Genomic DNA, 14779 nt, shown 5'->3' with positions numbered 1-14779 from the left:
TTCGCTTTGATAGTCTTGGGCAAGACAAGATTGGTAGGTTGATCTACTTAATAGTGTGCCGTTTAGTTGAATGTGCTGGCATGGCTTGGGTGAGCTGCAGGTTAAGTTCACAGTCATTTATGTTTGTTAGGTATGTTGTTTTACGTGGTCTCATGGTTCTGGTTGTGGGCTCTGTAACGTAGCTAAAGGATGGGTAAATTTGTAGTTTACAAACACGAATGAGCGATGTTTGTGAGCGGGTGTGGGCTCATGGGTTGTAAGTTATAAACAGGCAAATAGGCTTGATGTGGATCACACTATCTCTGCCTCGGGTAAGAAAGAATAACTCTGTTGAATAAGAGTGTGAGCCAACTAGGGCCAACCGGGTTGGGCTGAGCAATGGAATTTAACACGACAAGTATTTAAAAGGGACTTACAGCGAGGAGGCTCTGGTGACCTTTATTCAAACTCTTGCCACATTGACACCAATACTTTCTGTTTTAGTATTTCTAGTCATAATGCGCATGCCCGCTTCGCGCGCTATGCCGATATCCGCAGTATTAACCGGCCTGGTGGCATTATTTGTCTGGAAAATGGATACCACCTATCTGATGGCATCCATTGTCGAGGGCTTTTACGCTGCTCTGACGCCGCTGTCCATTATTTTTGGTGCAATATTCCTGCTCAATACCCTGAAGAATTCCGGAGCGATGGACACCATTCGCAGCGGTTTTACTAATATCAGCGGCGATGCGCGGGTGCAGGTGATCATCATCTGTTGGTTATTTGGCTCCTTTATTGAGGGGTCAGCCGGTTTCGGCACGCCTGCCGCCATTGGTGCGCCTTTGTTGGTGCTGCTGGGTGTGCCACCGGTGGCTGCCGCGGTGGTGGCTTTGATCGCCGATTCCACTTCAGTGTCGTTCGGTGCCATTGGTCTGCCTGTGCTGTTTGGCATGGAGCAGGGCTTGATGGAAGGTGGCGTCAGCATGGCGGCGGCACAGATCGCCGAGCACGGCGGCAGCTTTGCCGACTACGCGCAGTTTATTGCTATGCACATGATCACCATCGATCTCATCACCGGTTCGCTGATCCCTGTGGTGATGGTGTGCGTCCTGACCGGCTTTTTCGGTCGCAACAAGTCGTTTGCCGAAGGTCTGCAGATCTGGAAGTTTGCGCTGTTCTCGGGTCTGGCCTTTACCGTACCCGCCTTCACCATCAACTTCTTTGCGGGGCCGGAATTCCCGTCGGTGATCGGTGCTCTGGTGGGGATGGCGATTGTGATCCCGGCGGCCCGAAAAGGCTTCTTGCTGCCCGCTCAGGAGTGGAACGACTTCGCCGAAAACGATCCGAAAGCTGAAGAGAAGCCGACGTTTGCCGGTCAACCTCAGTCGGTTGGGGCCGCGGCGACCCAGCCTCAGTTCTCGCAACTGGCGGCCTGGACTCCCTACCTGGTGATGGCGGCACTGCTGGTACTGTCGCGCACCGTGGCGCCGCTCAAATCCTTCCTGACCGGTTTTAATATCAGCTGGACGGAGATCATGGGGACCAATCTTAAGGCGGGTTTTGCCACTTTGTACGCGCCTGGCGCGTTCTTTATCGCGGTGTGTCTGCTGGGCTACTTTGTCTTCAAGATGAAGCCGGAAGCGTTTAAGAGTGGTTTCACCGGCTCTTGCAAATCCATGGTCCCCACCATCATCTCCTTGGGCGCTTCTGTGCCGATGGTGAAGATCTTCCTCAACTCCGGTCAAAACGCCGCAGGTCTTGGCTCCATGCCGACCCAGCTGGCGGAATTACTGGCTGGCTCCATGGGCGCGGTCTGGGCCTGGATGGCTCCGGTGGTGGGCATATTTGGTGCCTTCCTGTCTGGCTCGGCCACCTTCTCCAACATGATGTTCTCCGGCCTGCAATTTGGAGTGGCGGAAAACATCGGTATGAATCAGGCCCTGGTGCTGGCACTGCAGGGGATCGGTGCTAACGCGGGCAACATGATGTGCGTGATGAATGTGGTGGCTGCGGCAACCGTAGTGGGCATGGCCGGACGTGAGTCCGAGATCATTCGCAAAACCATGCCGGTTGCGCTGGGTTACGCCATGCTCGCGGGCACCATCGCCTTTATCTGGGGCGGTTTCTAAATCGGTCTGAACAAGCGCCGGGCAGTGATGCCCGGCGTTTCGTCTTAACAAGAATTGAGGAGAGGAGTGCTTATGTTGCAGTCCAATGTCACGGAGCTGGCCAACCGATTGGCCAGCGTATTAAGTCCCGTTCAGGTGTTTTCCGACTCGCTGCGCCGGGTCGCCTGGGGCACTGATGCGTCTTTCTATCAGAAGCGGCCACAGTTGGTGGTGCATACCAAAAATGAAGCCGAGCTGACGCAGGTGATGACTGAGTGTTTTCTGGCTAAGCGTCCGGTGACCTTCCGCGCAGCGGGCACGGCTTTGTGCGGTCAGGCCCTGAGTGATTCGGTGTTGGTCGTCGCCGGGCAGCACTGGACCGATCTCGAAGTGCTGGATGAGGGCGAGCGGGTCCGTCTGCAACCTGGCGTGATCGGCGCCAAGGTCAACCAAGCGCTGGCTCCTTACGGCTGGAAGTTTGGACCGGATCCGGCCACCATCGCCTCGGCCATGGTGGGCGGCATTGTGGCCAATAACGCGTCCGGCATGAATTGCGGCACCCGCCACAACAGCTATCGGTTGATTGAGTCGGCGCGCATTGTGTTGGCCGATGGCACCGTGCTGGACACCGCAGACGCGCAAAGTCGGGAGCAGTTTTTGTGTTCCCACCCCAGCATCATCGACCAGCTGTCGCAGCTGCGCGATGAGATCCGAGCCGATGCGGCGATCAGTGAACGCATCAAGCGCAAATACGAGATCAAAAATGTGACCGGTTATGGCATGAATTCGTTCGTCGATCATGACGACCCCTTTGATATTTTGCTGCACCTTATGGTGGGCTCGGAAGGCACACTTGGATTTTTGTCAGAAGTCACGATGAAGAGTGTACCCAAGCCGACCCACAGTGCCACAGGTTTGGTTTACTTTGACTCACTGCGTGGTGCTTGCGAAGCCATCGTTGAGTTGCGAGAAAAAGCGTTTGAAGAAACCAATGCGGCGGAGCTGCTGGATAACCTCGCACTGCAAGCTGTGGCGGCTTCCAAGTATGAGACACCTGAGTTCATCAATGACATTGACGAAAACGTCACTGCCGTGCTGTTTGAAACCTTTGGCATGAGCCAAGCCGATATCGACGCCAATACCGCCAAGATGGCGGAGATCATGGCTAATCATGGCCTGTGCCAGCCGGTGGAGTTCACCCAGGATGCGGCCGAGATCGCCAACATGTGGAGCATTCGTAAGGCGGTGTTCCCAGTGGCCGGCTCGATGCGGCCTAAAGGTACGTCCTGCATCATTGAGGATATTGCGTTTCCGATTGAGGTGCTGCCGCAGGCTACCATCGAGTTACAGCAGTTGTTCATTGATCTGGGTATCGAAGATGCGGTGATTTACGGCCATGCGCTGGAAGGTAACTACCATGTTATCTTTGCTCAGAACTTTGATAGTCCAGAAGAGGTTGACCGCTTCGATCGCTTTATGGAGAAGTTGGTTGAGCTGGTCGCGGTGAAATACGACGGTTCATTGAAAGCGGAGCATGGTACCGGATTTGGCATGGCCTCCTTTGTTGAGAAGGAGTGGGGCAGCGAGATCTACGCCATGATGCAGCGGGTGAAAAACCTGTTTGATCCTGCCGCGATGCTCAATCCTGGGGTGATCATCAACCCTGACCCCAAGGCGCACTCTAAGGGCTTTAAGCCTCTGCCGCCGGTACATGAGATCGTCGACAAATGTATCGAGTGTGGTTTTTGTGAGAGTCATTGCGTTGCCCACGGCCTGACCCTGTCACCGCGCCAGCGTACGGCGGTGGCCCGGGTGATCAAAACTCTGGATACCACCGGTGACGAGCCTCAGGTACTGGCCGAGTTGAAGCAGCAGTATCAGTATTTTGGTCTGGATACCTGCGCCGCGGATGGGCTGTGTAAAACGGCTTGCCCCATGGGGATCGATACCGGCAAATACGTTAAGGCATTGCGGGCTGAAAACGCCTCCGAAGGGGAGCGTAAGATCTCCCAATTCAGTGCCGACAAGTTTTCATCACTGGAAAGTGTGGCCCGTTTTGCGTTGGCGGGCACCGATGTGGTGCGCTCGGTGGCGGGGGATGGCGCCATCAGCGCGTTGACCAAAGGGATGCGTAAGGTGGGGTTGCCGGTACCACAATGGACGCCGGGTATGCCCAAGCGTGGCAAGGCCTTGCCTCAGCTGCACACCATGGGTGACACCAAAGCGGTGTATTTCCCAGCGTGTTTGAACCGAATGATGGGCACCTCACCGCAGCACCCAGATCAACGCTCGGTGCCGGAGACTATCAAGTCGCTGTTTGAAAAATGCGGCCTTGAGATGCTGAGCGGCCACAAGCCTGAGGGGATGTGTTGCGGTCAGCCGTGGGAGTCCTATGGCCACGACGAGCAGGCGGACGCCAAATCCAATCAGCTATCGGATTGGTTGCTTGACGTCTCGGGCAATGGTGAGCACCCGATCTTGGTCGAGACCACCGCCTGTCTGGAGCGGATGCGCCGGGCTTGTGATACGCGCTTGACGCTGTTGGGGCCGGAGGAGTTTGCCATGAAGTACATGGTGGACCGTCTAGCGATCACGCCGATCGAGGAGAAGATCGCGGTCCACCCGACCTGTACCTGCCGTAAGCTGGGGATCGTTGATGACTTGGTCGGCCTGGCCAAGCTGTGCGCCAGCGAGGTGGTGGTGCCGGAAAAAGTCGGGTGTTGTGGCATGGCGGGCAACCGCGGTATGAACTTCCCTGAGCTTAATGAGCACGGTCTTCGTCATTTAAAGGAGGAGACCAAAGATCAAGGCTGTACCAGTGGTTACTCGGTATCGGCCACCTGTGAAGTGGGACTCACCACTCATTCTGGGATCCCCTACAAGAACATTCTGAGCCTGTTGGATCGCGCCTCCAAACCAAAGGCTTAGCACGCGTAACCGTCAGGGCCCGGAATTCAATGACCGGGCCCTTTGCGATATCAAGGGGCAGTGTAGCCCTCCATTCAGTTAGGAAGTACTGATGAAAATTGCGCTTTTTATTCCCTGTTTGGTCAACCATATGCTCCCTCAGGTCGGGATCGCCACCGTGGAGCTGCTGGAGAAGCTGGGCCATGAGGTGATCCTGCCCAAGGGCCAGACCTGCTGTGGCCAGCCCATGACCAACTCGGGCTGCTTTGACGAAGCGAAGAAAACCACCCTTAAGTTGCTCGATGCCTTTAAGGGCGTGGACTGTGACTATGTCGTTTGTCCGGCCGCATCCTGTCTGGTGGCGGCGAAGGAGAACTTTCACGAGTTTGATTGCAGCCCAGAAGCGACACAAGTGATCGGCAAACTTAAGGAACTCACCGAGTTTCTGCACGATATTCACGGCTTGGAGCGCTTTAATAAGGCATTCAAGCACCCGGTCAGTTTGCAGCTGTCCTGTCATGGGATCCGCATGTTGGAGCTGGCGACCCCATCGGAAACCAAAGGGCGCAGCTACAACAAGGTGGAGGCCCTGCTTTCCCATATTGAGGGGATCGAGATCCGCTATCCCGAGCGCCGTGATGAGTGTTGTGGGTTCGGTGGCACCTTCGCTCTGGATGAGGGCGCGGTCTCCGGCAAGATGGGCAAGGACAAGGCGCTGGCCCACGCAAATACCGGTGCCGATTTTGTGGTGGGCTACGACCCCTCTTGCTTGATGCACCTCGATGGCGTACTTCGTCGGCAAGGGCACGGGATCAAAACCCTGCACATTGCCGAACTCATTAATCAGGTCCTGTAAGGAGACCCTCATATGGCGTTAATCGGTGAAATGGAAAGTCATGCCAGTGCGGCGGCCAAGTTCAATCAGGACGAAGAGCGGGTCAATTGGCACGACAAAGCCTTGTGGGCACTGCGACACAAACGGGATCTGGCCGCCGAGAGCGTAGGCGGCGATGAATGGGAGCGGCTCAAGCAGCTGGGCTCCGAGATCAAACTGCACACGTTGGGCAATCTGGCGGGCTACCTCAAAGAGTTTGAGGCCAACTGTCAGCACAATGGGATCCAGGTGCATTGGGCGGCCGACGGCGAGGAGCACAATCGGATCGTGCATCAGCTCTTGGCTAGCCATCAGGTCAAAAAGCTGGTGAAATCCAAGTCGATGCTGACCGAGGAGTGCCACTTGAATCCCTACCTGGAGGCACAGGGGATCGAGGTGATCGACACGGATCTGGGCGAGCGGATCATTCAGTTGCGCAAGGAGCCACCCAGCCACATTGTGGTGCCCGCCATCCATCTGAAAAAGGAGGAAGTGGGGGAGCTGTTCCATGAAAAGATCGGCTCAGAGAAAGGCGCATCTTGCCCCACCTATCTGACCAAACAGGCCCGTGCCCATCTGCGTGAGCACTTCCTGACTGCCGATGCGGCTTTGACCGGCGTGAACATGGCGGTGGCATCGGAGGGGGCGGTGGTGGTCTGCACCAACGAGGGCAATGCGGACATGGGGGTGAACCTGCCGCCCTTGCAGATCCACTCCATGGGGATCGATAAGATCGTACCGGATCTGGAGGCCGTTGGTGTTTTGACCCGGACCCTGGCACGCAACGCCACGGGTCAGCCGTCGACCACCTACACCAGTTTCTACAAAGGGTCGAAGGCGGGCGGGGAGATGCACATTGTTATGGTCGACAATGGTCGTTCTAAGCTGTTTCAGGATCCGCTGTTGGCCGAGGCCTACAAGTGTATCCGTTGCGGCGGCTGCCTCAATACCTGCCCAGTCTATCGGCGTTCTAGCGGCTTTGCCTACAACGCGCTGATCCCCGGCCCGATCGGGATCGCGGTGTCGGCCGGTAATGACGAAACCCACTCCATGGCCTGGGCCTGCACCTTGTGCGGCTCCTGCACCAAGGTGTGCCCCACCAAAGTGCCGCTGGACACCATCATTCACCACTGGCGCAAACTGCATGCCGATAGCGGCAAGCTGCCATACGGTAAGCGTCGTTATATGCCGCTGGTCGGCAGTATGATGGGTAATGAGAGCATGTTGAACGTCGGCATGGGGGTCGCTCGGGGTGCGCTGCGGATCTTACCTGGCGCGGTCATGAACCCCTTGGGAGGCGCATGGACAGAGCACCGCGAATTGCCTCAGGCGCCGACCACGGGCTCATTCGAGCATTGGTTTAAACAGCATCGGGAGAACAAATGATGTCCAGCCGTAATGCCATTTTAGATGCCTTAGAAACAGTGGATTTGCCTCAGCCCCCGATGCCGGAGATCGACATTGCTGTTGATGACAGTGATCTCTCTGAACAGTTTGAAGCCAGCCTAGCCAAGGTCGGCGGCAGCTTATATCGAGTAGGAAGCCTGACGGAGATCCAACAGTACCTCGATCGACGCATGGCCGAAGGCGAGCAGGTACTGTCGATGATCGAGACGCTCAAGGGCAATCGGGCGCTTGATGACACTCCACATGCCTTGCAGGATGTGAAGCATGCCCTGATCCAAGCCAGGTTCGGGGTGGCGGAAAACGGCGCGGTATTTGTGTTGGACGATGACTGTGGCCAACGCGCGCTGCCTTACATCACCGAGCACCTGGCGGTCCTGCTTCGTGCTGATGCGCTGCATATGACCATGCATCAGGCGGTGCCCGCCACCGGTCTACCGAGCGGTCATCATGGTGTTTTCATTTCAGGTCCGTCGAAAACCGCTGACATCGAACAAGCCTTGGTGATCGGCGCACACGGTGCCTGCTCGATGACGGTATTTTTGCTCGAGTAGGCGTCGTTTAGGCACCTTCAAGGCCCGCCATCGAAGTGGCGGGCCTTTTCGCGCGATAGCCCGTTGCGCATCGCTTATACGAGAGGACCCTGCACTCAGCCTTTTGCTCTCGCTCGGCATCTCACGCCTTTAATGCTTCTAATACACCCATGTATCTTTCCTGGGTACCCAGCCTTTGCTCCCTTTCCTTGCAATAACACTATAAGGATTAATGTCTTATGACCTTGGAATTGGTGTGGACATTTATCTTGCTTGCGTAATTTTGTGATCTGGCTCAATGCGAATTAAAACATGCACAAGAAATGCATGCTTTTTCCTGGCGGAGCAAGTAGGCTAAAACAAAACATGCAGGCAAAATGCAACTTAAGAGGGTGTTCTATGTTTTGTGTACAGTGTGAGCAAACGATCCAAACTCCGGCTGGTAATGGCTGCGCCTACACCGCGGGGATGTGCGGCAAGACGGCGGAGATCTCCGATCTGCAAGATGTGCTGGTCTACCTGCTGCAGGGCGTCAGCGCCTATGCGCACCTGGCCCGTCAGTACGACATCGTCGATGCCGAAGTGGATGCCTATGTGCCCCAGGCGTTTTTCTCTACCCTGACCAACGTGAACTTTGATGCTAAGCGCTTGGTGGCCTATACCGAGCGTGCCATGGCGCTGCGCAACCGCATGAAAGACGCCTACCTGGCCGCCTGTACCCAGGCCCTGGCCACCGCCGAGACACCCCTTGGCGCGGGTCAGTTCGAGCTGAGCGTCGATAAGGCGGCGATGTTGGCGCGCGCTCCGGAAACCATGGTCAACCGTGGCCTGTCTGAGGTGGGCGAAGATATCATGGGCCTGCGATTGCTGTGTCTGTATGGCCTCAAAGGCGTGGCGGCGTACTTAGAGCATGCCCGCGTGCTGGGCCAGCAGAGCCGTGATCTGTTCGGCGAATTCCACCGCATCATGGCTCGCCTGGGCGAAGATCCTTCTGAGATGGGCGAATTGCTCGAGTTGTCCATGGCGATCGGCATGGTCAACTACGGCGTGATGGAGCTGCTGGACAGAGGTGAAACCGACACCTTTGGCCACCCAGAGCCGGCCAAGGTGAACATGAAGCCGGTGGCCGGTAAGGCCATTCTGGTGTCCGGTCATGATCTGATCGATCTGCAGCACATCCTTGAGCAGACCCAGGGCAAAGGGATCAACGTCTACACCCACGGTGAGATGCTGCCGGCCCACGCTTACCCAGAGCTGGGCCACAAGTTCCCGCACCTGGTGGGTAACTACGGCACCGCTTGGCAGCACCAGCAAAAGGAGTTTGCCAACTTCCCCGGCGCCATCGTGATGACCTCCAATTGCTTGATCGATCCTGAGCCGGGCCGCGGCATTGAAGGCTATGGCGATCGTCTGTTTACCCGCTCCATCGTCGGCTGGCCTGGCGTAACGCACCTAGAAGGGGAGGACTTCTCCGCGGTGATCGACTGCGCCCTGGCGCAAGAAGGTTTCAAGTACGATGAGATCCCCCATTACACCACCACCGGCTTTGCCCGTAACGCCCTGATGGCGGCGGCGCCTGCGGTGATCGATCAGGTCAAGGCGGGCAACATCAAGCACTTCTTCTTGTTGGGTGGCTGTGACGGCGATAAGGCCGAGCGTAACTACTACACCCAGTTTGCCGCTCAGGCGCCACAGGATACGCTGATCCTGACCCTGGCCTGCGGCAAGTTTAAGTTCAACGATCTGGAGTTTGGGGAGATCAACGGCATTCCGCGTTTCCTCGATGTCGGTCAGTGCAACGATGCCTACTCCGCCATCCAGCTGGCGCTGGCCCTGGCCGAGGCGTTTGAGTGCGGTGTCAATGATCTGCCGCTGTCCATGGTGCTGTCCTGGTTTGAGCAGAAGGCGATCGCTATCCTGCTGACCCTGCTGGCGCTGGGCGTCAAGGATATCCGTGTGGGCCCGACCGTGCCGGCGTTCTTGACCGACAACCTGGTAGCGGCGCTTAACGAGCAGTTTGGCCTGCGCCTGATCACCACGGTTGAGCAGGACCTCAACGACATTCTGGCGGCGTAAGCCGACAAACATTCCCTGCAAGGAACGGGGCCTGGACTCTTTGGGATCAGGTCCCTTTTTTCATCACTAGATAGGAGCGGATATGCAGCTCACTTGTGTCGGTGTCCAAGCGGAAACCTGCGATGTCACCCGTTTTACTTTTATGGCAGACGCGCAGCCGGATTTTATTCCCGGCCAGTTCATCTCCCTGAAAGTGCCCATCGGTGCGCAAACCTCGGTGCGCGCCTATAGCCTAAGCTCAACCCCAGACGACAGCCGCCTGCAACTGGCGATCAAGCGGGTGGAAGGCGGGCGGGTGTCCAATCATCTGCTGGATCAGCTGAAGATGGGCGATCGGCTGGAAGCCTTGGCCCCGGCGGGCGAGTTTCACAGTCAACTGGCGGGGGATCAGCCCTGGTTACTGTTGGCGGCAGGCTGTGGCATCACCCCCTTGTTCTCCATGCTCAAAGATCGGCTGCGCAGAGAGCCGGACGCCGACATTGTGCTGATGTTCAGTGTGCGCAGCGAGGCGGATAAGATCTTCGCGCTGGAGCTGGAGCACCTAGCCCGGCGGTACCCCCATTTCCAGCTGCACTGGCTGCTCAGCGGCGAGGGCGATCGTCTGGGAGAAGCTCAGTTGCAGGCAGTGGGCGATCTGGCATCGCGCAGCGTGATGATCTGCGGCCCCGAAGGCTATATGGTCAGCGCGCAGACGTTGGCGCAGCAGTTGGGGGCGAGCAAGGTACATTGTGAGGCGTTTCACGCTGCAGCGACGGCGGCCGCCGTCGGCGCGGCGGAGGCGGCGCAAGGGCACACCCTATCGGTGGATGGCGTCGAGTTACCCATCTTGCCAGGCCAGACGGTGCTCGACAGCTTGGAGGCGGGAGGCATTCCGATCTTTGCGGCGTGCCGAACCGGCGTCTGTGGCAGCTGCAAGTGCCAGGGGGAAAAGGACAAGCTGCAAAGCAGCTCGGTCTTTGGGCTGACTGAGGAGGAGATAGAGCAGGGGACGTTTTTGGCCTGCTCCAGCACGGTGACCGGAGATATGACGCTGGAGTTGGACGATTAAAACTGGGCACGAACCTTGGCACGCGTTGTAAAAAAGCCGCCGCCCTCGAACGTTGAGGGCGGCGGCTTTTTATTGTCTAAGAATAAGCGGCTTAGGCATTTTCAATTTGCGGTGTCACACTGACGGTGCGTGACACGCTGTAGCCGGTCAGCACCAGCAGCGCACTAGCGCCGATCACCATGCCGGCGACGGACAGCGCTTGGCTGGCGAACGCGGCAACGACGGCGCTGGCGGCAAAACTGATGGCGATCTGTAGGCTGTTCTGTAGACCTGCCGCGGTGGCGGCGCATTCCGGCGCGCTGGATAGGGCGCGGTTGACGATGATCGGGTACAACGCACCGTTGGCTGCGGCCAAGAAGCAGAAGGGGATCAGCAAAGGCCAGATGGTGGCCAATGGCAACTGGGATGCCAGCAACAACACACCTGCGGTCGAAACAAACAGGATCACCAGAGCGCGCAGTACCGCGCTATCACCCCGTTGTGCCACCTGCTTCTTCCCAATATAGCCACCAACCATAAAGGCGATGGTCTGTGGGATGAACGACAAGCCGATGTCCTTAGCGTCGTAGCCCATGCTAGCCATGATCTCTGGCATACCGGTCAGGTAGGCGAAGAAGGCGGCGGAGGCAGCACCAAACATAATGACGTTGCCCATGAATACACGCGAGCCCAATAGCGCGGAAAGATCGCCAGCCATAGAGCGTTCCGAGCGGGCAGGGATCGTGTTCGGCATGCGGTAGGTCATGGCCACCAGCGCCACGCCCAGTACGGTAAGGGCGACAAAGATGCTCTGCCAGCCAAAGGCCAGTGACAGGCCGACGCCTAGCTGCGGTGCCAACGCCGGCGACAGAGCCACCAACGGCATGATAGTAGCGAAGATCTGCTGACCTTTCTCGCCCGGATAGCGATCGATCACCATGGCTTGCCAGATCACCGCTGGCGCACAAACACCGATGGCCTGAACAAAACGCAGGCTGAGCAGTTGCCAAACTTCGCTGCTAAACGCCAAACCCAGCGAGGCCAGGGTGTAGAGTGCCAGACCGGCCATCAAGGTATTGCGACGGCCGAAGCGGTCGGACGCCAGGCCCCACAGCAGCTGGCCACCGGCCAAGCCAGCCAGGAAGATGGACAGAGACAGGGCAATGGACTCAGGGCCGGTGCCGTAGAAGCCTTCCATCTCTTTAAAGACGGGCAGGTACATGTCGGTGGCGATAAAGCCCAGCATCGACAGGCCAGCCAGATAGACCAGTTCCAGTTTGGAAATGCGCATAGTGTTAACTCATTTGTTCAGTCTTAGGCGGGCGCAAAAGCCCACCTCTCAATGGGCGGCGAGTTTACTGGCTGCAAAACTATCTGTTAAACGCTATATTTTGCCTATACCTATCAAAATTTTTGAAAGATAAGGCTGCGACAAAAATGTTTGCAAAATCAACCTTACAGATGCTGGATACGGTGGCCCGTCAAGGCAGTTTCAGCGCCGCGGCAGGAGTGCTGCACAAGGTGCCGTCCGCCATCAGTTACTCGGTGCGCCAAGTCGAGCGGGAGCTGGGGGTAGTGCTGTTTGAGCGCCAAGCGCGCAAAGTGGTCCTGACTCCGGCGGGGGAGCACTTTCTGATCCAAGTGCGGCAATGGCTGCGGGAGATGGAGTCGGTGCGCCGTCATACCCAGCGAGTGGCCAATGGCTGGCAGCGCAGCTTAAAGGTGGCGCTGGATAACATCGTTAAGGCCGATCGGATCTCTGCGTTAATCCATGACTTCTATACCGAGTTTGACGATGCGGAGTTGGTGATCTCGATGGAAGTATTTAACGGCGTCTGGGACGCGCTGGCGGATGGTCGGGCGGATATCGCCATCGGGGCAACGACGGCGGTGCCCGTCGGGGGCGACTTTGGCGCGAGGGATATGGGGCAGATGGATTGGGCGTTAGTGATGGCTCCCGACCATCCGGTTGCGACCATGACGACACTAACCGGTGAAAAGCTGGCGGCGTTTCCAGTGATCGGTCTGGAGGACACCTCGCGTACTTTGGCAAAGCGGAACACCTGGTTGTTGGACAATCAGCGCCGCATCGTGGTGCCGGACTGGGCTAATGCGCTGACCTGCTACAAGGATGGCTTGGGGATCGGTTATGTACCGCGCCACCTAGCCAAACCTCTGCTGGCGTCTGGACAGTTGGTAGAGCGCTATTTCGAAGGAGGGCAAAACACCTGTGAATGCTGCCTAGCGTGGCGCAAGCCGGAACAGGATAACGCCTTACTCGATTGGTTATTGGTGTATTTGGGAGATGAGGCCCAGTTGAATCGGGACTGGTTAGCGGAGTAACGGTTGCTGAAATTTTCTGCGTTACTGGGGTTCTCAAATTCACCTTCGAGTGTAAGTATGGAGGATGGTTCCATCTGACATGGAGAGTCAATGAAAGCTCGATGGTTAGCAGTTTCACTCCTGCTCTTTTGGGTTTGGGGAGCAGCCCACGGCAATGTTTGGACGGCGGAAGCTGTCGTCAATTGTAAACCGGCTACGTCGTTGGTTGAGTGTCAATCAGAGGCCCAGCAGGGCGTATTGGCTGGACTGAGCAAGCAGCTGTTTGTTAGCGTTGAGTCACAGACCCAAGGCTTCCAGTCCACCTCTGGGGAGCACCTGTTTGAGCAGCATACTCGCTCTCATTCCCAGCTACCGCTGCTGGGTGTTGAGCAAGAGTGCCGACTTGAAGGATCCTCGCAGCGGTATCATTGCCAAGGATGGCTGGATCCACTGCAGGCTGAGGCGCCTTACCGAAGTCAGATAAAACAGCTTGAGCACGATCTGAGCGAGGGGTTACGATCCCTGGCCAATGAGCTCAGTGACGCTCAATTGCTCCACTTGCAGCAGTTGCTCACCACGCAGCAACGGCTGAATCGTTTGCGAACCGTTTTGCTGGCCCTCAATCCTAATGTGAAGTTCTCTCCCTCAGATACGGGGGCAGAGATCGCAGCGCGTTTGGCTGCCTACGGCGATCGTCACCCATCGTTGGCGCGCGCGGCAATGGCGTTAGCCCAGGCAATGGATAAAGCGAATAATATCTTGGTCACTCCGCCGCTGCCGTCCATGTCGCAACAGATCACTCCTTTTTCGCGGCGATTTCAGCACCAACTGACGACTGCACTGGGGGATCGAGCCACAGGTGATCCTGCTCAGGCCCGACTGAAGTTGTCCGGTGCATACCAAGAAGTCGGCGAAGGATTGGATCTGCTATACACCTTAACAGAGGTCGCCACCGGCAAGGTGATCTTGGCCACTAGCGTGTTGCTGCTCCCTTCAGCCTACCGGGGGTTGGAGCATAAGCCCTCATCGTTGGATCTGGATCAACTGCTGTTCGCAGGCTATTTGGATACGCCGGAACTCAAAGCGGATCTACAGACCAATAAGGGCAGTCGGGCGCTCAGTTTTGTCGATGGAGAGACGGTACAAGTGATGGCGAAGCTCAACCGCTCTGGATATTTCTATTTGGTGGGGCATAGCCAAAATGGGAATGACCGTTACAGCTATCTGCTGGAATTGTCCGACGAGCCCGGGCCTTACCGTTTTATGTATTACATCGGACCCGGCTCGGTAAACAAATGGGTACTGCTCGGGGAGTTCGCTGTCGATGCCCCTTACGGCTATGAAATGCTGCAGATGATCGCCAGTAACCACTCACTGGAGCATGCCCTACCCAATACCCGTTATGACGGCAAAAGTGGTTATCACCGTTTGTTGCAAGAGGGTGGGATCGGAGCAACCCGAGGCTTGAAGCGCAGGCAGGCTGAGCAGCCCCAGGTGTTGACGGCAGAAGCGGTGCTGAGCTTTACCTCAGCTGCGAATTTCTAAG

The 14779-nt window shown here is 57.0% G+C and carries 10 protein-coding genes; 9 read left to right on the top strand and 1 reads right to left on the bottom strand.

The window, feature by feature from the left end:
* Window positions 1-431 precede the first annotated feature (431 nt).
* The 7 genes from ABEA08_RS17595 to ABEA08_RS17565 all read left to right on the top strand — a co-directional run bounded on the left by ABEA08_RS17595 (window position 432) and on the right by ABEA08_RS17565 (window position 10932).
* Complete coding sequence (locus ABEA08_RS17595; protein ID WP_345336687.1) at window positions 432-2111, top strand: L-lactate permease; 1680 nt, start codon at window positions 432-434, stop codon at window positions 2109-2111.
* A gap of 72 nt (window positions 2112-2183) precedes the next feature.
* Window positions 2184-5018 carry an FAD-binding and (Fe-S)-binding domain-containing protein gene (locus tag ABEA08_RS17590; protein ID WP_345336686.1) on the top strand — a complete coding sequence of 945 codons (2835 nt, stop codon included), beginning with the start codon at window positions 2184-2186 and terminating at the stop codon, window positions 5016-5018.
* Window positions 5019-5109: 91 nt separating this feature from the next.
* Entirely contained in the window at window positions 5110-5853 is a 744-nt protein-coding gene (locus tag ABEA08_RS17585; RefSeq protein ID WP_345336685.1) for a (Fe-S)-binding protein, read from the top strand.
* Window positions 5854-5865: 12 nt separating this feature from the next.
* Complete coding sequence (locus ABEA08_RS17580; RefSeq protein ID WP_345336684.1) at window positions 5866-7257, top strand: lactate utilization protein B; 1392 nt, start codon at window positions 5866-5868, stop codon at window positions 7255-7257.
* Window positions 7257-7829: a LutC/YkgG family protein gene (locus tag ABEA08_RS17575; protein WP_345336683.1), complete on the top strand. Its 573-nt coding sequence runs from the start codon at window positions 7257-7259 to the stop codon at window positions 7827-7829. Before ABEA08_RS17580 ends, ABEA08_RS17575 begins: the two co-directional genes overlap by 1 nt.
* 378 nt (window positions 7830-8207) lie before the next feature.
* Window positions 8208-9884 carry a hydroxylamine reductase gene (gene hcp / locus ABEA08_RS17570; protein ID WP_345336682.1) on the top strand — a complete coding sequence of 559 codons (1677 nt, stop codon included), beginning with the start codon at window positions 8208-8210 and terminating at the stop codon, window positions 9882-9884.
* An 82-nt stretch (window positions 9885-9966) separates the two neighbouring features.
* Window positions 9967-10932, top strand: a complete 966-nt coding sequence (locus ABEA08_RS17565) for a flavin reductase family protein (protein WP_345336681.1) — start codon at window positions 9967-9969, stop codon at window positions 10930-10932.
* A gap of 91 nt (window positions 10933-11023) precedes the next feature.
* On the opposite strand, the gene punC is transcribed toward ABEA08_RS17565, so the two are convergent.
* Entirely contained in the window at window positions 11024-12202 is a 1179-nt protein-coding gene (gene punC / locus ABEA08_RS17560) for a purine nucleoside transporter PunC (protein ID WP_345336680.1), read from the bottom strand.
* 146 nt (window positions 12203-12348) lie between these two features.
* Between punC and punR the strand changes: the two genes are divergently transcribed.
* Window positions 12349-13254 carry a DNA-binding transcriptional activator PunR gene (punR, locus tag ABEA08_RS17555; RefSeq protein ID WP_345336679.1) on the top strand — a complete coding sequence of 302 codons (906 nt, stop codon included), beginning with the start codon at window positions 12349-12351 and terminating at the stop codon, window positions 13252-13254.
* A gap of 201 nt (window positions 13255-13455) precedes the next feature.
* Window positions 13456-14778 carry a hypothetical protein gene (locus tag ABEA08_RS17550; RefSeq protein ID WP_345336678.1) on the top strand — a complete coding sequence of 441 codons (1323 nt, stop codon included), beginning with the start codon at window positions 13456-13458 and terminating at the stop codon, window positions 14776-14778.
* Window position 14779 lies beyond the last annotated feature (1 nt).

It is taken from the genome of Ferrimonas pelagia (assembly GCF_039543565.1).
GTDB classification, from domain to species: Bacteria; Pseudomonadota; Gammaproteobacteria; order Enterobacterales; family Shewanellaceae; genus Ferrimonas; species Ferrimonas pelagia.
This window is presented reverse-complemented; position numbering and strand designations above follow the sequence as displayed.